Source organism: Duganella sp. Root336D2 (genome assembly GCF_001425005.1).
Lineage (GTDB): Bacteria > Pseudomonadota > Gammaproteobacteria > Burkholderiales > Burkholderiaceae_D > Rugamonas.
This window is the reverse complement of the sequence record NZ_LMDB01000012.1, coordinates 369,114-389,469: the sequence shown is the minus strand read 5'-3', so window position 1 is coordinate 389,469 and position 20,356 is coordinate 369,114. Positions and strand designations below refer to the sequence as shown.

The following is a 20,356-nucleotide window of genomic DNA, read 5'->3' as shown; positions in this document are numbered from 1 at the left end:
TGAAATGACAAAGAGATATCGGTGAATGATGCAACTATGCTAGGAAACGCAAAGGCCGTGGCAATTGCGTTTTTCCACGAGATGGCCCACTGGGGAAAATGGTGCGCTGAACTTGATAAGCCATCTCGCCGACGTGAGATGGCCCGCCACTACGTCGAAGCCGGCCGCATGACTGTCAAGAGTGCCTGTGTGGCCTTCGGCATCAGCCAGACTTGCTACCGTTATCAAGCCAAGCTCAATGCTGAAAATGAGGCCATAGCCGATTGGCTGGTTCGCCTGACGAACAACCAGCGCAACTGGGGCTTCGGTTTGTGCTTCCTGTTCCAGCGCAACGTAAAGGGCTTCACCTGGAACAAGCAACATCAACTACAACATGCTCCACGACGAATTCACTCCATTCCCAATTTTCCGATGCGATCAGTGACACTGCACTTCGTATGCTTGGTCCTGATGGTGCGGCAGGTTTCATGGAGTTCTTCTTCGATTACGCGCACGGCATATGGCGCAACCGGCTGTATGACAAGGCAGCCTTAAGCATACGAAAAAATGGGCATGAAACCACTAATGAGCAAGGTCAAACCGGGTGATTTGTTTTACGTCCCGGCCACGAACAAAGAGTGCAAATCTGGCTTTGTGATCGGGCGCTATATTGAACTTGTCCCTACGAATGCTGGTCATTTGATCGAGGTATTTGCAAGATTTTATACAGAACTGCCCAAGTCGATCGATGAGGTTGATAAAAGCCAGCGCTTATTCCGCCCGATCATGTGTTCGCTACGATTTGAGGAAATTCCCAAATGGAAGGTTTTGTTCAGCGATCCCAGTTACGACACAAGCCAATCGGACTACGGCAGTATTGCCATCGCATTTGATACAAAGCTCTGGAGTGGCGGGAAGAGCCGAAGCGCAACAAAGGAGGAACTCCAGGAATTTGAGGACTCGACCTGCTGGCGGATGCATCACATCGTTTTTAGGGTCAATGCACACTTGGCCGGAATCTTCGGCCCAAATGATTGCTATGACTATCACCGCGTACCAAAAGGACTGCGCGTGGACGACCCCGCAGCAAAGGAAGAAGTAATTGCCTTAGCTGAAGCGATGGATGCGCGATTTAAAAATTGGGAAGACGTGGAAAAGGCACGCAGGCCGCGTAAGCCCCTAATGGGTCAATCATGAGGGCTGGCCAAAAAGCGTCACTCACGGCGAGGCTCATGTTCATATGCATAGGATCCGCTGGGCCGCAGCACTTCCGACTCACGACGCACAGCTCGATCTGTTCAGTTAGGACGCGGCTGCCAATACCGTCCACTCCTTACCGGAGAACTCGCAATTTCTAGAAGGATAAAGTTATGGTGCACTTCAAGTCTATTTCAGATTTGATTGCAGGCTTAAGCAAGCTTAAACAGGAGGCATGGATTCACACGGATATGACGGTTTGGCTGTCGAATCCCGAAACGGCAGATTTTTATTACGTGCATTGGGCTTACTTGCAAAGTCTGGATGATGACGAAGTTTTCGAGAACGATGATGGTGACGAGCTACCACTTGTATTGAGGGAAAAAAATTTGAACGAATGAATGCTTGTCAATGTGCTTGCTGACATTGCGGCTCGCCTTGAGTCGAAAGAGAACTGCGTAAGAAAATTCATTGATCAGGTCAACTATTACCGTGAATTTGACACCTTTATGCATTGACCCAGTAAATCGTTCATCCTCGATGAAATTGAGGCGGCTCAGCGTGGACCGAGCCGCACCATGCTTCTGGAGAAATTGAATGCCGCTTGACGTCGCATTGAAAAACTTTGCTGGCGCTTTTGCAGCCGGGTCCGCAAATTTCGGAACGCTCGAGTGTCGTGAATTCCAGCCGATCGTTGAACCGATTCCGCTTGGTCCGGTCCTACACGACTACTATGGACGGCTGAGTATGAGCGACAAACCGCAGGTGGGCGGGCGACTCCTGCTGATGCTGTTCACGCTCGATGATCTTGAGACTTGCCAGCATGGATGGCGCTGGATACGCAAAAATAATGGCCCTGTCATAGACGATCCCGCCTGGAACAAGCATTGGATCGTCATCGCCTACCACCATGGCGATGCTATCGTTGTCGATGACAGTACCGCCAGCGGCGTTGTAACTGGCCACATTGGCTCATTCAATGTGAAGATTGCCGACGATCTCGCCAGCTTTTTCCAAGTCATGGCCGAGGCTATGACGCTTGAGGCGAGTACCTTCAACTACGAAGTGCTCGACGAAGACTTTAGCCCCATTCCCGACTTTCTCAATGCAGTCAGTGCCATTGCACGGCGCGTGCTTGTGCCTGCTGGTGAGGCAGGTTTCATGGAATTCTTCTTCGGTTGATGGCGCGGCTAATGACGCAACGTCATCGACCATTAGCTGATGGGCACTTTCGTCGAACGTAACGCCAAGTAAGTCGGCACCGCGCGCGTTTGAGCCACATCAACCGCGCGCTTTAGCCAGAGGCGAAAATGATAGGATCCTTTTCAAGGAGCTGCCATGGAAGCCACTCCCCCGCCCGAGCTCGCCGCATATGAGCAACGCACTACGCAACTGGAGAAAACGGTGAATGATCTCTCCTGCGACCTGAAAACGCTGCGATCGCACATAGACGGCCGCTTCATTGAGCAACGTGCCCATTTTGATGCTCAGCTTTTCGCGACAACGGAAAAGCTCAATGCCCGCATGGACTCACAAACTTATATGATCATCGGCATGCTGGTGGCGGTCTTTCTCGCCCTGGTTGCGCTGGTCGCGAGTTAACGAAAAAACCCTGCCAGATCAATGACCTGGCAGGGTTTCTGTACGTCCTGGTGCCGGAGATAGGAATCGAACCTACGACCTTCTCATTACGAATGAGCTGCTCTACCAACTGAGCTACACCGGCAAAGAGCCCGGATTATAACAAACAAACTTGCGCGTTTGCTAGTATCAGGGCGCCATCATTGCAAAAATTACACGGATTCCTGGTGGTAGCTGGTGACCAGTGCCACTTCGTCGCGGGAACCGAGGAAGACTGGCACGCGCTGGTGCAGTTTTTCAGGCTGGATGTCGAGGATGCGCTTCTGGCCATCGGTGGCCATGCCGCCGGCCTGTTCAACGATAAAGGCCATCGGGTTCGCTTCGTACATCAGGCGCAGGCGGCCCGGCTTGGATGGGTCTTTATTATCGGCCGGGTACATGAAGATGCCGCCGCGGTTCAGGATGCGGTGCACGTCGGACACCATCGAGGCGATCCAGCGCATATTGAAGTCGGTACCGCGCGGGCCGGTGGTGCCGGCCAGCAGTTCGCCGATGTAGCGCTGCACCGGCGCGTGCCAGTGGCGCATGTTGGACGAATTGATCGCAAATTCCTTGGTCTTGGCAGGAATCTGCATATTGCGCTGGGTCAGCACCCACGAGCCCATCTCGCGGTCCAGGGTGAAGCAGTTCACGCCGTTGCCGGTGGTGAGCACCAGCAGGGTTTGCGGGCCGTACACGGCGTAGCCGGCGGCCACTTGCTTGGCGCCTGGCTGCAGGAAGTCTTTTTCGGTCGGCTCGGTCATGCCTTCCGGCGCCTTCAACACGGAGAAGATAGTACCGATCGATACGTTGACGTCGATGTTGGAGGAGCCGTCCAGCGGGTCGAACACCAGCAGGTATTCGCCTTTCGGGTAGCGGTTAGGGATCGGGTGGATGTCTTCCATTTCTTCCGACGCCATCGCCGCCAGGTGACCGCCCCATTCGTTCGCTTCCAGCAGGATTTCGTTGGAGATCACGTCCAGTTTCTTCTGGACTTCACCCTGCACGTTTTCCGATTCCAGTGCGCCCAGCACCTCGCCCAGTGCGCCTTTGCCAACGCTGTGGGAAATGGTTTTGCAGGCGCGGCCTACCACCTCGATCAGGAGGCGCAGTTCGGCTGGGATGCTGTGGTGCTGGCGTTGTTCTTCAACGAGGTATTGGGTCAGGCTGATGCGTTTCATTATTTCCCTAGGTTTGTGCTTAATTAGTTTGCGAGTGCTTTGCTGACCACTTCCATCACGTCGTTCGACAGTTTGGCGGCGGCGGCGACTTTTTCCAGCGCATGGCGCATATGGATTTGCAGCGCCGGCGCATAGCGGCGCCAGCGGTCCATGCTGCGGGCCAGGCGGGCGGCCACTTGCGGGTTTAGGGCGTCGAGCTTGATCACGTGCTCGGCCCAGAATTCGTAGGCGCTGCCGTCGGCGGCGTGGAATTGCGATGGATTCTGGTTGCAGAAGCTGAACAACAGGCTGCGGGCGCGGTTCGGGTTCTTCAGCGTGAAGGCCGGGTGTTTCATCAGCTCGCGTACCTTGGCCACGTTGGTGTGCGGGGCGGAACCCTGCATGGCGAACCATTTGTCCACCACCAGCGCTTCGCCTTTGAAGTCCTTGTAGAAGGCGTCGAGCTGCTTGCCTGCGTCGGCGCCGCTGTGGATCAGGGCGGACAAGGCGGCGGCGCGATCGGTCATATTGGTGGCGGCAGAGAACTGCTCGCTGGCCAGCTTGACCGCTTTGGGATGAGGCTCTACCAGCATATAGGCCAGCGCCAGATTCTTCAGGCCACGCTTGCCGGCCGAGAGGGCATCCGGGCTGTATGGCCCCGGCGTGCCGTTGGCGTGATACGCCTCCAGCAGCTCGTTTTCCAGCGCATCGCCGATGACGGAACGTACAAACTGGCGTGCGATGTGGATCGCTTGCGGATCGACCACGTCCATCCGCTCGCCGATGATGGTCTCCGACGGCAGGATCAATGCCATTTCGCGGAAAGCTGGATCCAGCGACGTATCGGCCAGCAGCTCGCGCAGCGCGACGATATAGGTGTGATCGAGTACCAGCTCTTCGCCCTTTTGCACGGCGGCGGTCAGCGACAGCAGGCGTTCCATGGCCAGGCGCTGGCCGGCTTCCCAGCGGTTCACCGGGTCGCTGTCGTAGCGGAACAGGTGCAGCAGCTCGTCATCGGTGTACGGGTATTCCAGTACCACCGGCGCGGAAAAATCGCGCAGGATCGAAGGTACCGGCGCTTCGGCCACGCCTTCGAAGCGGAAGGTCTGCTCGGCCTTGGTCAGTTCCAGCACCTTGGTCGGGATCAGGTCCTTGCCATGGCGGTCCAGCAGGCCCACGGCCACTGGAATATGGAACGGCTGCTTCTCGGACTGGCCCGGCGTGGCCGGACAGGTCTGGCGTAGCGTCAGTTCATACACCTGCCTGGCGCCATCGTGGTGGCCGCTGGCGCTGACTATTGGCGTGCCAGCCTGGCTGTACCAGCGCTCGAACTGCTTCAGGTCGCGCTTGTTGGCGTCGGCCATCGCGGCGCGGAAATCATCGCATTGCACGGCCTGGCCGTCATGGCGTTCGAAGTACAGGTCCATGCCCTTGCGGAAGCCTTCGCGGCCCAGCAAGGTCTGGTACATGCGCACTACTTCAGCGCCCTTCTCGTACACGGTCACCGTGTAGAAGTTGTTGATCTCGACGAAGGAATCGGGACGCACCGGGTGCGCCATCGGGCCTGCGTCTTCCGGGAACTGGGCCTGGCGCAGCGTGCGCACCTGGTCGATGCGGGTCACGGCGCGGCCGCTCTCGGTACCGATCATGTCGGCGCTGAATTCCTGGTCGCGGAATACGGTCAGGCCTTCTTTCAACGACAGCTGGAACCAGTCGCGGCACGTCACGCGGTTGCCGGTCCAGTTGTGGAAGTATTCGTGGCCGACCACGGCTTCGATGCCGGCGTAGTCGATATCGGTCGCCACGCGCGGATTGGCCAGCACGAACTTGGTGTTGAAGATGTTCAGGCCCTTGTTTTCCATCGCGCCCATATTGAAGTCGCTGACGGCAACAATCATGAAGCGGTCCAGGTCCAGTTCCAGGCCCCAGCGTTCCTCGTCCCAGCGGATCGAGTTCTTCAGCGACTCCATCGCGTAGTCGGTCTTATCGAGGTTGCCCTCTTCCACCCACACCTGCAGCAGCACTTCGCGGCCGGACTTCAGCTTGTATTTCTCTTCCTGGCACACCAGGCGTGCGGCCACCAGGGCAAACAGGTAGGACGGCTTCTTGAACGGGTCTTCCCACTTGGCGTAGTGTCGGCCGTCGCCAAGGTCGCCCTCTTCCAGCAGATTGCCGTTGGAGAGCAGTACCGGGTATTGCTCCTTGTCGGCGCGCAGCATCACGGTGTAGCGCGCCATCACATCCGGACGGTCCGGGAAGTAGGTGATGCGGCGGAAGCCTTCGGCTTCGCACTGCGTATAGAAACCACTGCCCGAAGTGTACAGGCCGGAAAGCGTGGTGTTTTCGACCGGGGCGCAGGTGGTTTCGATTTCCAGCAGCACATTGATCGGTGCGTTGCGGATGGTCAGAGTATTGTTGCCAATAATATATTGGTCTGGGTTCAGCGCCACCCCGTTCATGCGCAGGGCGACCAGCTCAATGGCTTCGCCGTGCAGCACCAGGTCGTGGCTCTTGCTGTCCGGGTTATGGCGCAGTTGCACGCGGTTGGCGACGATGGTGCAGACGGGATCAAGGTCGAAGCCCAGTTCCACGGTCTCCACCAGGTAGCTGGGCGGGGTGTAGTCTTTACGATAAATCGTTTGCGGGCTGTCGGTACGCATGGTTTGGGCGAGCGAGGACAAAGAAGGCTATTTTACCAATACCGGGCAGGGGACACGCCCGATTCTTTTCCGGTGCCCCTGCGGGGGTAACATTCTGTAATAATTAGGTGAAACGCATGTTGCCGGATTAAACTGGCTTATAGGACAAAAAGGAGTGTCGCCATGAAAGCGCTAGCCATTTTGGTGGCAGCCACCAGTCTGTTGCTGAGCGGCTGTGCCACTACCCTGCGCAGCAACGTTACGGTCTTCCACGAGTGGCCGAGCGACCTGCAGGACAAATCATATTCCTTCGAAACGCCCTCGCCTGGCGAGGATACACTGGAATTACGCAGCTACCAGAACCTGGTGAGCGGTGAACTGGCCAAGCTGGGCTTCACCCAGGCCGCGACGACCAAGGACGCCAAGCTGCGCGTCGCCATGCAGTTCAGCACCATCGACCGACCGGTCAAAGTCCTGACCGCGAGCGACCCGTGGATGTATGGGCCAGGCCCGTGGGGCTATTACCCGCGCTGGGGCTACTACCCTTACCGTTACCGCTACTATGGTTTCTACCGCCCATACTACGACCCGTGGATGTGGGGGCCGATGGAATTCCGCGAAACCATCCAGCATAACTACGACCGCAACCTGCGTGTCACCATCAACAACCTGCAGGGCAAGAAGCTGTATGACGTGACTGTGCAGAACACCAGCCGCAAGCAATCGACCCCGTTGGTCATGCCGGCCCTGGTGCAAAGCGCCTTCACCGGCTTCCCTGGCGAAAGCGGAAAGGCCAAGCGCGTAGATCTTGAGCTCCAATAACTCCATCCAATCAATCGGGCGGTGGTTGCGCGCAGGCGCTTCCACCGCCTTTTTCCGTTCCCCGCGCTGGGAAGGCCTTTCCACCGGCCCTGGTGTCGTCGCGGCTCTCGTGCTGCTGGTACTGGGACTGTCGGTCCTGTTCCAGCGCTTGTATATCCACGGTCCCGCGATCTTTTACTGGAAGGCTATCGCCTACGGCTGGCTGCCTTTTGCCCTGCTGCCCTTCTATGCCTTGATGGCGCGCGGCACTGGACCGAGCGGGCGCCCCGGTGCGGCGCCCGACCTGGCACTGCTTACTACCTTGCTGCTGGCGCAGACTGTCTGGCTGGAACTGTTTGTAGACCTGTGCTTTACCGCCATGCTGTACAGCGGGTCCGAAGCGTGGTCGGTGCGCTACCTTGGCCAATGGGGTGCCTGGATCATCTGGGGGATTCCGGTCACCCTGATGGTCCTGTCGCAACTGGTGCTGCTGGCGCGCGGCGGGCGTGGACGACGTTGGCCGCTGACGCTCGCGGCGGGCATGATGGCGGGCGTGGTGGCCCTGGGCGTGGCCACGCAGCAGCCGGACTTCTGGTATCCCAAAAAACAGGAGGCCAACAACGAAGAGTCTTCGCGCTACCTGAAACTGACTGCGGAATTGATGGAGTCACAGCCGGTGCTGCTGTCGCGCCAACTGGCGGCGCTGGCGCCGCAGCGTCCGGGCAAGGTCGATATGTATGCGCTGACCTTCGCGCCCTACGGCGATGAAGTCTTCCGCCGCGAAAGCCAGATGGTGGCGGACGTGATGTCCCAGCGTTTCGGTACTGCCGGCCGCACGCTGCAGCTGGTGAATCATTTCCAGACTGCGGAAAAACTGCCTTGGGCCACCACGGTGAACCTGCAGAAGGCAATCCGCAGCGTGGCGCGTACCATGGACAAGGATGAAGACGTGCTGTTCATCTATCTGACTTCGCACGGCGCGCGCGAAGGCCAGCTGGCGGCGGACTTCTGGCCGTTCGAGCTCACCGAGCTGACTCCATCCACGCTACGCAAGTGGCTCGACGAAGCGGGCATCAGGCATCGCGTGATCGCAGTGTCGGCCTGCTTCTCCGGCAGCTGGATTCCGTCACTGAAGGACGACGCAACCATGGTGCTGACCGCAGCCGATGCCGATCACACTTCCTACGGTTGCGGCTACAAATCGGAGCTGACTTTCTTCGGCCGCGCCATGTTCGACGAACAGCTGCGCACCCGCACGCGCTCCTTTGAACAAGCCCACGCCGCCGCGCGCGAAGTGATCCGCAAGCGCGAAGTCGAAGCGGGCAAGGACGACGGCTACTCGAATCCGCAAATCTCGGTCGGTACTGCCATCCGCGCCAAGCTTGCTACGTTTCAGTGAACGTAACGGGCAATGAAAAAGACCGCCGCTGTTAGGCTGGCCATTGCCCCGTATAGTCTCCAGGTTTGCTTGTGGAGGTCTTCTTTTGTCGCGTAAATCCGGTCTGCAGATTCGATCCATTTCTTGATCCCTGTGACGTCCTCCTTCATGCTGCCAACATCCTCCCTGAGTTGCGCGACGTCTACTTTGAGTTGCCCTTGCCTGAAATTGTGACAGGAGTTGGACCAAGCACGCGCTTGAAAGTTCAATGAAGCTGCAAGGATCGGAGCGAGATATCATTGTGCCCAACACCGGACACAACGTGGAAAGTGGCAAGGCCGGGGCGGAAGCTGCGGTACAGGGCTTCGCTGCTGGCACGGGGAATGACTTCGTCGCGTTCGGCAGCGAAAATGGTGGTGGGGGCGTTGACCTTGGCGGCGTAGCTTACCGACTCGTAGCGGTCGCGCAGCAGCAGACGCACCGGCAGCCAAGGGAAATGGTGCGATGCTGCTCCGGCCATGCTGTCGTAAGGTGTGAGCAGCACCAGCCGGTCCACAGTCTTGACACTCGCGAGCCTGGTGGCGATACCGCTGCCAAGGCTGCGCCCGACCACCGTTACCTGCGGGTGCAGTGCACGCACATGCTCGTACAGCGCCTGCGCATCGGCAAACAGGCCCGCTTCCGTTGGTTCGCCCGGCGTGGCGCCGTAGCCTCGGTAGTGCATCAGGTACAGCGCCTGGCCGGGAAAGGCAGCCTGCAATTCCGGCAGGCTGTATTCCACCGCTTCCGCATTGCCGCCGAAGTAGATCACGGCGCCAGGCCCCGGCTGCTCGCGCAGCGTGACGCCAACGCGCGCACCTCCTCCCAGCGTCAGGATCGTGCCGCCTTCGAACGCCTGGGGATAATAGATCATGCTGCGCTGGCGGAAAAACACCAGCGCGCATACGGCGACATACACCGCCAGCACCAGCAGAAGGAGCGACAGCACAAGGCGCATGGTCAGCGGTAATACGCTTCGCTGGCGAAGGTGATGAGACCGATCAGGGCCACAGCACTCAGCAGGACGATCAGCAAGCGTCCAAATTTCGGGGTGCCGTCATCGTCTTCGGTTGGGCGGTTCTGGTCGGTCATATTCACTCAGGGCAGTAGGATGGTGGAACCCGTGGTGCGGCGCGCCTCCAGGTCGCGATGCGCTTGCGCAACATCGGCCAAATTATACCGCTGCTTGATTTCGATCTTCACGTCGCCGCGCGCCACCACGTCGAACAGCGATTGCGCACAAGCCTCAAGGTCGGCGCGCGTGGCGGTGTAGTTGCCCAGCGCGGGACGGGTCAGGAACAGCGAGCCGCGCGAAGCCAGTTCACCCAGCGAGAAGTTGGCTACCGGCCCGGAAGCATTGCCGAAACTGACCATCATGCCGCGCGGCTGCAGGCAGTCAAGCGAACCAATGAAGGTGTCCTTGCCGATCGAATCGAACACAGTGGAGACGCCCTTGCCGCCTGTGATCTCGCGGACCCGCTCAGTAAAGTTCTCCGCGTTGTAGTTGATCGCGTGGGCCGCGCCATGCTGCAGCGCCAGCGCCACCTTCTCGTCCGAACCGGCGGTACCGATCAGGTTCACGCCGAGGGCACGCGCCCATTGGCAAGCGATCAGCCCCACGCCGCCGGCCGCGGCATGGAACAGGATGGTGTCGCCCGCCTTGAGCGGCGCCGCGCTGTGGAACAGGTACTGCACCGTCATCCCCTGCAGCATCATGGCGGCCGCCGTGTCGCTGCCGATGGCATCCGGCAGCTTGACCAGCAGGCTGGCGGGCATGTTGCGCGCCTGCGCATAGGCGCCGTTGGGACGGCCAGCATACGCCACGCGGTCGCCCACGTGCACATGGCTCACGCCCTCGCCCACTGCTTCCACGATGCCGGCGCCTTCCTGGCCCAGGCCGCCCGGCAGCGGCTGCGGATACAGGCCGGTACGGAAGTACGCGTCGATAAAGTTAAGGCCGATCGCCTCGTGCCGCACCGTCGCTTCGCCCGGACCAGGTGCGCCTACCTCGACGTCGACGTATTCCATCACTTCCGGCCCGCCGGTGCGGGACATGCGTATCGCCTTAACCATTACCTACTCCTTTAGTGTGTGATGAAGCCGCGCTCGCGCAGCCATTGTGTCATGCGTGGATAGTGTTCACGCGCCCAGTGCGTGGAGTTGATGTAGGCACTGCCGCCATCGAGATCGGTTTCCCACAAGCCGTGCGCGGCGCGCGGCAGCATCCACACCTGGTGATCCCTGTGACCGCTCGCGTCCAGCGTTTGCTGGAACAGTTTCGCGCTCTTATGCACCGGCACGAAGGCGTCTTTCTCGCCGAGGATATACACCACTGGCGCATTCAGCTTCTTCAGGTCCGGCAGCGGGTCGTAGCTGTAGAAGGCGGTGCTGGTTTCGCTCGGTTTCTCTTTCAGCGTGTCGGGCACGATTTCGACCTGGCTGGCCCAGCGCGCACTCTCGCCGGCGCGTGCTGCTGCCAGCAACTCGGCGCGGTTGGCGCCGCGGCTGGTCACCCAGCGCATCAGTTTTTCCTGGTAGGCGGCGCCCGCCTTTACCTCGTCTTCACTGAATCCTTGCGCACGCAGCGAATTCTCGATGCGATAGACCTCCTGTTCGGCCGGCGGCACGGCCGACGCGGCTTGTGCGATCACGAAGGCGACTTTCTGTGAACGAATCGCTGCCAGCGGCGCCAACCAGCCGCCCTGGCTATGTCCCCATGTGCCGATGGCGTTGGCCTTGATGTCGCCACGCTTGCCAAGCAGTTCGATGCCGGCGATTGCATCGTCGGCCAGTTGCTCCATGGTGGCCTTGTTGAACTCACCGCTGGATTTGCCGACGCCGCGCTTGTCGTACATCAGCGCGGCCATGCCGTGGGCTGCGAAATAATAGGCTTGCAGCGCATAGGCGCCGCGCGGCGCGGGACTGGACATCTGCGTCAGTACAATGGCCGGGAATGGCCCCTTCCCTTCCGGCAGGACCAGGGTCCCGGAGAGGGTGGCGTCGCCGTTCCTGAATGTGACTTCTTCGGAACGGAACTGCAGGCGGCGGCCGGTTTGCTTCTTGCCGGCCTGCTGCCAGATCATCTTGTTGCCCTCGAAGCGCATCGTGGTTTCGCGCACTTCGGGATTCAGGTTGCCCGCGCCTGCGTAATATACCTTCTCGCTGTCGGCGAACATGGAGGCATAGCGGCCGGTGCTCATATCGCTGTAAAACAGTTGCGGGAAGTCGCCCCACTCCGACAGCACGACCACGCGCTTGCCGGGGAATTCATAGGCGCCCAGCAGCGGCTGGTGGCGTGCGGGATCGTCGGCCAGGGTGCGGCGGAAGGCGAACCTGCCTTCCTTCCCGTTCAGGCTTACTTTGCCGGACAGCAGGCCGCCTTGCAGCTTGCCGTCGAATTGCAGCACGCCGTCAGGGCCCGGCAAGGCGAAGCGCACCTGGCTGCCCTGCTGCGCAACCGCGTCGAGCGGCAGGCCTTTCTTTTCAAAGGCGGGCATATCGACTGTGGCCTTGCCATCGACGCCGAAATGCGGCCGCAGGAAGTTGACGTCGTTGCCGACACCGTAGGTGCCGACCCAATGCCCAGCCAGCACCGGTGGCGCGGCATGCGCGGCGGAAGCAATGGCAAAGGCGGCAATGCCGCCCAGGATGATTTTCATATGCAGTCTCCCCGATTTTGTAATGAGGGCGCTACATTGCCAGCGCGCCAGGGCGCCGGCCAAGACTCATGCGACAGGCTGCGATTTTGCGGCATCAGCCTGCAATTGGGACAGCACCAGGTGGGCAGTCGCCAGGTTGGTAGCGCAAGCAACGTTATGCACGTCGCAGGCACGGACCAGTGCATTGATATCCGGCTCGTGCGGCTGCGGGGTCATCGGGTCGCGCAGGAAGATGATGGCGTCAATATGCCCGTCGACCAGCAAGGCGCCGATCTGCAGGTCGCCGCCCAGGGGGCCGGAATGCTTGCGCTCCACCGTCAGGCCTACTTCAGCAATCAGGCGGCCGCCCGTAGTGCCGGTCGCGCACAGTTTGCAGGTACGCAGGAAGGCAGCGTACTCGCGCGCCAGCGCGATCATGTCGTCTTTTTTCTTGTCGTGGGCAATCAGGGCAATGCGGGGCGTCATTTCTCTTTACCTTTCACATTCGACAGCAGGTAGATACCGGCCAGCACCAGGGCCGTCCCCGCCAGTTGCCAGCTGGTGACGGGTTCGGACAGGATGACGGCGCCAAAGAACAGCGTGGAAACAGGACCAATCATACCCGCCAGCGAAGCGGGGCCAGCGCCTATGCGCTGCACAGCGATCATGGTCATGAATACAGGCATCACCGTGCACAGGATGCCGTTCACCAGCGACAGGCCGTACACTTCCATCGGCTGCACCAGCAGGCCGGCGGGCCGCAGCAGGAAGAACTGGCCGATACAGGCGGCACTCGAGACGCACATGGCATACGACACCAGGCGCAGCGAGCCAAGGCGCTTGACCATTTCCCCTGAAGCCAGCAGGTACAAGGCGTAGGCCATGGCCGAGCCCAGCACCAGCAGCGAGCCGAGGGCCACATTGCTGCCGCCATCACGCAGGTCGTGGAAGAACACCAGTACGATGCCGGCATAGGCGGTGAGCAGCGAAATCCACTGGCTGCGCCCGATATGCTTCTTCAGCCACAGCGCGGAGGCCAGCAGTACAAAAGTCGGCGTCAGGAACAGGATCAGGCGCTCCAGGCCGACAGTGATGAATTGCAGCCCGAGAAAATCGAGGTAGGAAGACAGGTAGTAGCCGACCAGTCCCAGTCCAACCAGGCGCCAGGCATCGGCGCGGCTCAAAGGCGGTTCGGTGCGCATCTTCCACAGCGCGATGGCGGCGAAGACGGGCAAGGAAAACAGCATGCGGAAGGCGATCACCGTGACGGCGTCGAGGTGATACCGGTATAGCAGCTTGGCCACGATGGCCTTGGTGGAAAACAGGATGGCGCCGCCAATTGCGATTGCCAATCCGCCAAGATAGGCGGCACGCTTGCCTTGCGATTCCTGAGTGGCTATTTCCATGCCACCATTGTAGCGGCAAGCCGCCAGGTTTGCTGGCGGCCGCCGCGTGCCAGCTGCCTGACCCTGTGGGTCAGGCACCGGTTTGCCGGTTTTGCCGACCTTAGTACACGTTGACGGACGCCTGGCCTGCGGTAACAGCAGCGGTGGTGATCTTGGCGATCACATTGGCCGGGGCATTGCCGCCTACCAGTTTGTTGACCTGCTTGAACTGTGCCGTCAACGAGCCCGGGGTCAGCGTCACCACGGTGAACCCTTGCGCGTCGGTATTCACGTGACGCAGGTGCGGGTTGCTGTTCAGGCCTGCCAGTTGCTGCGCCAGCGGCACCAGTTGGCTGCTGAAGGTGGCGTCGGCCTTGAGGCCTGCCAGCACGGCATCCACGGTCGCATCCAGCGCCGCTTCCGGCACGCCTTTCGCGCCCAGGGCCCCGCGCAGCTGCACGGTCAGCGAGGCGGCCAGCGTATCGGCGGTCGGCGCGGCCTTGCCCAGGGTGTAGTCCAGCAGGTTCAGGTCGAGGTCCACGATGCCCACATTCGGCACTGGCAGTTGCAGCGGCCAGGACACCAGCGTGGCCAATTCGGCGCCCAGGCTCTTCGCCGCATCACGCAGGTAGGTGAAGAAAGAGTCGGAGCTGGCGCCGGCCGATACCAGGTCCACCATTACCGGCGTGCCGCCGCCCGCTGCGTCGTAATCGTCGCTCACCGTGCCGGCGAAGAAGGAATGGATGTCGCCGGTCAGCGCCACCACATTGCCGATGGCATTGGTTTTCAGGTGCGACATCAGGGCCTTGCGCTCGGCATTGTAGCCGTCCCACTGGTCGCAGTTGATCAGGAACTTGCGGAAGTAAGGAGCCAATGCGGCCGCCTTGCCGGAAGCGACCACGATTGGCGATGCCGCTTTGTTGGCCTGGATATCGGGCTTGATGTAGCCAATGGCGATGCCCTGGGCCGCGGCTGTAGCCTGCGCCGTGGCGTCGCCCGCGGCCTTGGCCACGTTCTCCGCCTGGCCGAACGCCAGCACGGCGACGCCGGCCTGGGTCGAGGTCAGGCCAGCGCCGACGGCCGCGGTCAGGCGTGCGCTGGTATCGCCGCCGCCGGCTGCCACGCCGGCTATGGCCATGGCGGCGCCACTCGCCACCGAAGCCGAAGCGCCGGCAGTCATTGCAGCCACAATGGCAGCGGCCACCGGCACATTGCCGCCGGTCGAACCGATGGCGGTGTCGCCGATAGTTTTGGCCAAAGTGCCCACGGCCTGCAGTGCAATCAGGGTCGCAATGGCGTCGGTGCCGTTCATGCCCATGCGCAGCAGCGATACTTCATTGCCCCACAGTTTCCAGGTCGCGCTCGAAGCCTTCATGGTCGACTTCCACCAGTCGCGCTGGGTGGCGCCCAGCATGCCGGCCACGGACAGCGGATCGGCGCCGGCCGCGGTGGCGGCCGCCATCTTCTGCGCTTCGACGCCGTTGTACAGGTCCTGCGCCACCAGATAGCGCGCGCCAATGCTGCCCAGCGGCAGGCCGGTGGCCGGGTTGGCCATCTGTTCCGGCACCACGTGGTCGGCGCGGTAGAGGCGTTCATCGGTCATCACCAGCTGCATCAGCTTACCGAACTTGAAGTCGCGGTAGATCTTGATGTTCTGGAAGCCGGTGGCCGCGCTGTCGAGGGTAACGTCGGCCGGCATGAATTCGAACCAGGCCTGGTTGGCGCTGCGGCGGCGCGGCGTGTCATGTTTCTCGCCCTCGGCATAGGTCTGGGTATCGCCCCAGCAATCGTCGCTGAACTCATGGTCGTCCCAGATCGCGATGAAGGCGAAGCGCTCGTGCACCGCCTGCAGGCGGGTATCGGTGCGGTAGGTCTTGTACAGGTAGCGGTAGTCGGCCAGCGTGGTCGCGTATTTCGCGCCCGAAGCGCCGTTCTTGAACGTGCCGTCCGGCAGCTTCAACTCGGCATGGCGTTTTTCGACGGAGCCGGCCTGGAAACCCTCGCCCACGGTCTCGTAAATGTAATCGCCGAGGTGGACGATGAAGTCCAGTTTTTCATTTTTGGCAATATGGTCCAACGCGCCCCAGTGGTTGATGCTCCAGTCCTGGCAGGTCAGGTAAGCAAATTTCAGCTGGTCGACGCTGGCATCGGCTGCCGCTGCGGTCTTGAAGCGGGCCACATTGGAACGCACGTCGCCGGCGGTGAACTGATAGAAGTAGGCGGTGTTCGGCAGCAGGCCGGTGACCTTGTGGCGGATCGTGTTATCGAAATCGGCGTTCAGCTCGATCTGCGCATCGACCACCGTGGCGCCTTCAAGCGCCTTGTTGCCGCCCAGGGAAGCGGTATTGTCGACCGCGGTGACCTGCACGCGCACCGTAACGCCGCTCTTGGCGGTGACCGTCGCCACGTCGTCCAGGGAAGTCGGCACCACGCGGGTCCACAGCATGATGCTGTCGGCGCGCGGGTCACCGGAGGCTACGCTTTGCGGGAATTTCCAGTTGGCGCCGGTCGCGGGCGGCAAGCCAGGTGCCGGCGCGGGGGAATCACTGCCGCCGCCGCAGCCTGCCAGGCCGCCGGTGGCAGCCGATACCGTAATAAAGCCGCCCAATTTGATAAATTGCCGACGATCCATATGTCTCCTTCATGATAAAAGTTTATTGTTTTACGATATTAACTTTACAAGCAGATGAATTAGCCCTGAGGAAAGCTACTAAACATGCCCGCACCCCTTGCGGAAGCACTTTTGGTCGCGCCGGCGCGACAATTTCAGAGAGGTACCGGTATGCTAGAATGTCGCCCTCGATTGGATACCGTCTAAGGAAGATTGAACATGGCTGGACACAGCAAATGGGCCAATATTAAGCACAAAAAGGCTGCAACGGACGCGAAACGCGGCAAAATCTGGACGCGCCTGATCAAGGAGATCACGGTGGCTGCACGCATGGGCGGCGGCGACCTGAACTCCAATCCGCGCCTGCGCCTGGCAGTCGACAAGGCCGCTGATGCCAATATGCCGAAGGACAATGTGAACCGCGCGATCACCCGCGGTACCGGTGGCGGCGACGGCGCCAACTATGAAGAAGTTCGCTACGAAGGCTACGGCATCGGCGGCGCGGCCATCATCGTGGACTGCATGACCGACAACCGTGTGCGTACCGTGGCTGAAGTGCGCCATGCATTCAACAAATACGGCGGCAATATGGGCACCGAAGGCTCCGTGGCCTTCATGTTCCAGCACACCGGCCAGTTCCTGTTCGCACCGGGCACCGACGAAACCAGGCTGATGGACGCAGCACTGGAAGCGGGCGCCGAAGACGTGGTGACCGACGAAGAAGGCGGCATCGAAGTACTGTGCGGCCCGCACGATTTCGCGGGCGTGAAAGACGCGCTGGAAGCGGCAGGCTTCAAGGCCGAAGTGGCGGAAGTGATCATGAAGCCAGCCACCGAAACCGTATTCACCGGTGAAGACGCGGCCAAGATGCAAAAGCTGCTGGACGCACTGGAAAACCTGGACGACGTCCAGGAAATCTATACCAACGCTGTCATCGAAGAATAATCCTTATGAAGATCCTGGTAGTCGGCTCGGGTGGCCGTGAACATGCTTTGGCTTGGAAACTGGCGCAGTCGGAACGCGTACAGATGGTCTATGTTGCGCCTGGCAACGGCGGCACCGCGCGCGATGTGCGCCTGGAAAACGTGCCGATCACCGACCTGGAGGAACTCGCTGCCTTCGTCGAGAAAGAGCACATCGGCCTGACCGTGGTCGGCCCGGAAGTGCCGCTGGCTGCCGGTATCGTCAACCTGTTCCGCGCGCGCGGCCTGAAAGTATTCGGCCCGACCAGGGAAGCGGCACAGCTCGAGTCCTCCAAGGACTTCGCCAAAGCCTTCATGAAGCGCCACGGCATCCCGACCGCTGAATATGAGACCTTCGCCGATGCCAAGGCGGCCCACGCCTACGTGGATGCCAAGGGCGCGCCGATCGTGATCAAGGCCGACGGCCTGGCCGCCGGCAAGGGCGTGGTGGTTGCCATGACCCTGGAAGAAGCGCACGGCGCAGTCGACCACATGCTGTCCGATAACGCCTTCGGCGACGCCGGTGCGCGCATCGTGATCGAAGAATTCCTGGCCGGCGAAGAAGCCTCCTTCATCGTCATGTGCGACGGCAAGAACGTGCTGCCGCTGGCCACCTCGCAAGACCACAAGCGGCTGCAGGATAACGACCAGGGCCCGAACACCGGCGGCATGGGCGCCTACTCCCCGGCCCCGATCGTGACCCCGGCCATGCATGCGCGCGTCATGCGCGAGATCATCATGCCTACCATCCAGGGCATGTCCAAAGACGGCATCCAGTTCACCGGCTTCCTGTACGCCGGCCTGATGATCGACGCTGCCGGCAACCCGAAGACGCTGGAATTCAACTGCCGCATGGGCGACCCGGAGACCCAGCCGATCATGTCGCGCCTGAAGACCGACCTGCTGGGCGTGATGGAACACGCCGTGAACGGCAGCCTGGACCAGGTGGAACTGGAATGGGACCGCCGCACCGCCGTTGGCGTGGTGCTGGCAGCCGCCGGCTACCCGGACGCACCGCGCAAGGGCGACCATATCCACGGCATTCCGGCTGAAACGACCGATTCCGTGACCTTCCACGCCGGCACCATCGACGATGCGGACGGCAAGCTGGTCACCGCCGGCGGCCGCGTACTGTGCGTCGTCGGCCTGGGCGACAACATCAAGATGGCACAGAAGCAGGCTTACGAAGCGGTCGAAAAGATCGGTTTCGAAGGCGTGCAGTTCCGCCGCGATATCGGCTGGCGGGGTTTGAAGCACTAAAACCGGTAAACCAGGGTCCGACCCAAGGGTCGGACCCGCGCGTGCCAACGCCGCGGACTCCGGAACAGGCGGGTCTGACCCTTGGGTCAGACCCAGCTTTACCGGTTTAGAAGAAGAGAGCAAAAGAAGAAATGACCGCCCCCGCCCCACAAGACGTCAAAGCCTGGCTGCTTGGCCTGCAAGAGCGCATCATCTCCGCCCTGGAGGATGTGGACGGCAAGCCATTCCTGCGCGATGCGTGGGAGCGCCCGGAAGGCGGCGGCGGCATTTCGCGCCTGATCGAGGACGGCAATGTGTTCGAGCGCGGCGGCTGCAACTTCAGCCACGTAACGGGCGCCAAGCTGCCGCCATCGGCCTCGGCGCACCGTCCCGATCTGGGCGGCCAGCCGTGGGAAGCCATGGGTGTATCGCTCGTGCTGCACCCGCGCAACCCCTACGCACCGACCGTGCACATGAATGTGCGCTTCTTCAGCACCGCCACTGCCGACGGCAAGCCGGTATGGTGGTTCGGCGGCGGCATGGACCTGACGCCGTATTACGGCAACAAGGAAGACGCAAAGCACTTCCACGCAACTTGCCGCGACGCGCTGCAGCCCTTCGGCGACGAGCTGCATCCAAAGTTCAAGCAATGGTGCGACGAGTACTTCTACCTGAAGCACCGCAAGGAAGCGCGCGGCGTGGGCGGCATCTTCTTCGATGACTTCAACGCGCTCGGCTTCGAAAAGAGTTTTGACATGACACGCAGCGTAGGCGACGCATTCCTGGCCGCCTACCTGCCGATCGTGAAAGCCCGCAAGAACGCACCCTACGGTGAGCGCGAGCGCGACTTCCAGGCCTACCGCCGTGGACGCTACGTCGAGTTCAACCTGGTGTTCGACCGCGGCACCCTGTTCGGCCTGCAGTCCGGCGGCCGCACGGAAGCGATCCTGATGTCGATGCCGCCGGTGGTCAAATGGCGTTATGACTGGCATCCGGAAGACGGCAGCGCGGAAGCGGCGCTGTACTCGGACTTCCTGCCGCACCGCGACTGGCTGGCCGAGTGAAACGCTGCATCGCACTGCTGGGAGGCAGTTTCGATCCGGTGCACAACGGCCACGTCGCGCTTGGCAAACAGTTTGTCCAGCTGCTCAATGCCGATGCATTGCTGGTGATTCCGGCCCTGCCCTGGCAAAAGGGCGTGCTGGTGGCGACGCCGCAGCAGCGGGTGGACATGCTGACTTTGGCCTTTACCGGCCTGCCCTGCCCGGTCACGATCGACTGGCAGGAACTGGCGCGCGGCAGCGCCACTTATACGATCGAAACGCTGCGGGCAATCCGCGCCGACGTGGGGCCCGACGTAGCGCTGGCCTTCCTGATGGGCGCCGACCAGCTGCAGCGACTGAATACCTGGCACGAATGGCGCAACCTGTTCGACCTGGCCCACTTCTGCGTGGCGGCCAGGCCCGGCTTCGAGCTGGACGACGCCCACGTGCCGGCCGAGGTGGCAGCTGAATTCCAGCGCCGCCTGGCCACGCCGGAGCAGGTCAGGAACACCCCGGCGGGCAGGACCATGCTGGCGGCCGATTTGGCCGTCGACATCTCGGCCACTGCCATTCGTGCTGCATTACAACGGGGGGATGGGGCGAACTCGCTTCTGCCACCGGTAGTGCTAGACTATATTGAACAACATAATTTGTATAAGAACTAA

General features: G+C 61.0%; 19 protein-coding genes, 1 tRNA gene and 1 pseudogene. 11 read left to right on the top strand and 10 right to left on the bottom strand.

Annotation, left to right across the window (positions count from 1 at the left end):
* Window positions 1–117 precede the first annotated feature (117 nt).
* From ASD07_RS31675 to ASD07_RS11915, 5 genes and pseudogenes are all read left to right on the top strand, one after another.
* A pseudogene (locus tag ASD07_RS31675) lies at window positions 118–354 on the top strand (IS3 family transposase); the annotation flags it as partial.
* A gap of 210 nt (window positions 355–564) precedes the next feature.
* Complete coding sequence (locus ASD07_RS11930) at window positions 565–1,176, top strand: Imm26 family immunity protein (protein WP_200953791.1); 612 nt, start codon at window positions 565–567, stop codon at window positions 1,174–1,176.
* Between the two features lie 173 nt (window positions 1,177–1,349).
* Entirely contained in the window at window positions 1,350–1,577 is a 228-nt protein-coding gene (locus tag ASD07_RS11925) for a hypothetical protein (protein ID WP_055929893.1), read from the top strand.
* Window positions 1,578–1,773: 196 nt separating this feature from the next.
* Entirely contained in the window at window positions 1,774–2,358 is a 585-nt protein-coding gene (locus tag ASD07_RS11920) for a hypothetical protein (protein WP_055929890.1), read from the top strand.
* Window positions 2,359–2,514: 156 nt separating this feature from the next.
* Complete coding sequence (locus ASD07_RS11915; protein ID WP_055929887.1) at window positions 2,515–2,778, top strand: hypothetical protein; 264 nt, start codon at window positions 2,515–2,517, stop codon at window positions 2,776–2,778.
* Between the two features lie 48 nt (window positions 2,779–2,826).
* Here ASD07_RS11915 and ASD07_RS11910 read toward each other — a convergent pair.
* The 3 genes from ASD07_RS11910 to pepN form a co-directional block, all read right to left on the bottom strand.
* Window positions 2,827–2,902, bottom strand: a tRNA-Thr gene (locus ASD07_RS11910).
* Between the two features lie 67 nt (window positions 2,903–2,969).
* Window positions 2,970–3,977 carry a class 1 fructose-bisphosphatase gene (locus tag ASD07_RS11905; protein ID WP_055929884.1) on the bottom strand — a complete coding sequence of 336 codons (1,008 nt, stop codon included), beginning with the start codon at window positions 3,975–3,977 and terminating at the stop codon, window positions 2,970–2,972.
* Window positions 3,978–4,000: 23 nt separating this feature from the next.
* On the bottom strand, window positions 4,001–6,616 hold the full coding sequence (gene pepN, locus ASD07_RS11900; protein ID WP_055929881.1) for an aminopeptidase N: 2,616 nt from the start codon (window positions 6,614–6,616) through the stop codon (window positions 4,001–4,003).
* A gap of 162 nt (window positions 6,617–6,778) precedes the next feature.
* Here pepN and ASD07_RS11895 point away from each other — a divergent pair, with 162 nt between their 5' ends.
* Both ASD07_RS11895 and ASD07_RS11890 read left to right on the top strand, forming a co-directional pair.
* A complete protein-coding gene (locus ASD07_RS11895; RefSeq protein ID WP_055929879.1) occupies window positions 6,779–7,417 on the top strand; it encodes a DUF4136 domain-containing protein in 639 nt (212 codons plus the stop codon).
* On the top strand, window positions 7,404–8,795 hold the full coding sequence (locus ASD07_RS11890; RefSeq protein ID WP_156397974.1) for a C13 family peptidase: 1,392 nt from the start codon (window positions 7,404–7,406) through the stop codon (window positions 8,793–8,795). The genes ASD07_RS11895 and ASD07_RS11890 overlap by 14 nt, the downstream gene beginning before the upstream one ends.
* 244 nt (window positions 8,796–9,039) lie before the next feature.
* On the opposite strand, the gene ASD07_RS11880 is transcribed toward ASD07_RS11890, so the two are convergent.
* From ASD07_RS11880 to ASD07_RS11855, 7 genes are all read right to left on the bottom strand, one after another.
* Window positions 9,040–9,771: an alpha/beta hydrolase gene (locus ASD07_RS11880; RefSeq protein ID WP_055929871.1), complete on the bottom strand. Its 732-nt coding sequence runs from the start codon at window positions 9,769–9,771 to the stop codon at window positions 9,040–9,042.
* Between the two features lie 2 nt (window positions 9,772–9,773).
* On the bottom strand, window positions 9,774–9,905 hold the full coding sequence (locus tag ASD07_RS32060) for a hypothetical protein (protein ID WP_255356996.1): 132 nt from the start codon (window positions 9,903–9,905) through the stop codon (window positions 9,774–9,776).
* A gap of 6 nt (window positions 9,906–9,911) precedes the next feature.
* Complete coding sequence (locus tag ASD07_RS11875) at window positions 9,912–10,886, bottom strand: quinone oxidoreductase (protein WP_055929868.1); 975 nt, start codon at window positions 10,884–10,886, stop codon at window positions 9,912–9,914.
* An 11-nt stretch (window positions 10,887–10,897) separates the two neighbouring features.
* The gene (locus ASD07_RS11870; protein WP_055929865.1) at window positions 10,898–12,472 is read right to left on the bottom strand and encodes a S9 family peptidase; all 1,575 of its coding nucleotides are present in this window, start codon (window positions 12,470–12,472) and stop codon (window positions 10,898–10,900) included.
* A 66-nt stretch (window positions 12,473–12,538) separates the two neighbouring features.
* Window positions 12,539–12,937: a methylglyoxal synthase gene (locus ASD07_RS11865; RefSeq protein ID WP_055929862.1), complete on the bottom strand. Its 399-nt coding sequence runs from the start codon at window positions 12,935–12,937 to the stop codon at window positions 12,539–12,541.
* Complete coding sequence (locus ASD07_RS11860; RefSeq protein WP_055929859.1) at window positions 12,934–13,857, bottom strand: DMT family transporter; 924 nt, start codon at window positions 13,855–13,857, stop codon at window positions 12,934–12,936. Before ASD07_RS11860 ends, ASD07_RS11865 begins: the two co-directional genes overlap by 4 nt.
* Before the next feature lie 100 nt (window positions 13,858–13,957).
* Window positions 13,958–16,468, bottom strand: coding sequence for an alkaline phosphatase (locus ASD07_RS11855; RefSeq protein ID WP_055929856.1), 2,511 nt, complete (start codon window positions 16,466–16,468; stop codon window positions 13,958–13,960).
* A 198-nt stretch (window positions 16,469–16,666) separates the two neighbouring features.
* Between ASD07_RS11855 and ASD07_RS11850 the strand changes: the two genes are divergently transcribed.
* The 4 genes from ASD07_RS11850 to nadD all read left to right on the top strand — a co-directional run bounded on the left by ASD07_RS11850 (window position 16,667) and on the right by nadD (window position 20,356).
* Window positions 16,667–17,392, top strand: a complete 726-nt coding sequence (locus ASD07_RS11850; RefSeq protein ID WP_055929854.1) for a YebC/PmpR family DNA-binding transcriptional regulator — start codon at window positions 16,667–16,669, stop codon at window positions 17,390–17,392.
* A gap of 5 nt (window positions 17,393–17,397) precedes the next feature.
* The gene (purD, locus tag ASD07_RS11845; protein ID WP_055929853.1) at window positions 17,398–18,669 is read left to right on the top strand and encodes a phosphoribosylamine--glycine ligase; all 1,272 of its coding nucleotides are present in this window, start codon (window positions 17,398–17,400) and stop codon (window positions 18,667–18,669) included.
* A gap of 131 nt (window positions 18,670–18,800) precedes the next feature.
* A complete protein-coding gene (gene hemF, locus ASD07_RS11840) occupies window positions 18,801–19,712 on the top strand; it encodes an oxygen-dependent coproporphyrinogen oxidase (RefSeq protein WP_055929850.1) in 912 nt (303 codons plus the stop codon).
* Entirely contained in the window at window positions 19,709–20,356 is a 648-nt protein-coding gene (gene nadD, locus ASD07_RS11835; protein WP_156397973.1) for a nicotinate-nucleotide adenylyltransferase, read from the top strand. The genes hemF and nadD overlap by 4 nt, the downstream gene beginning before the upstream one ends.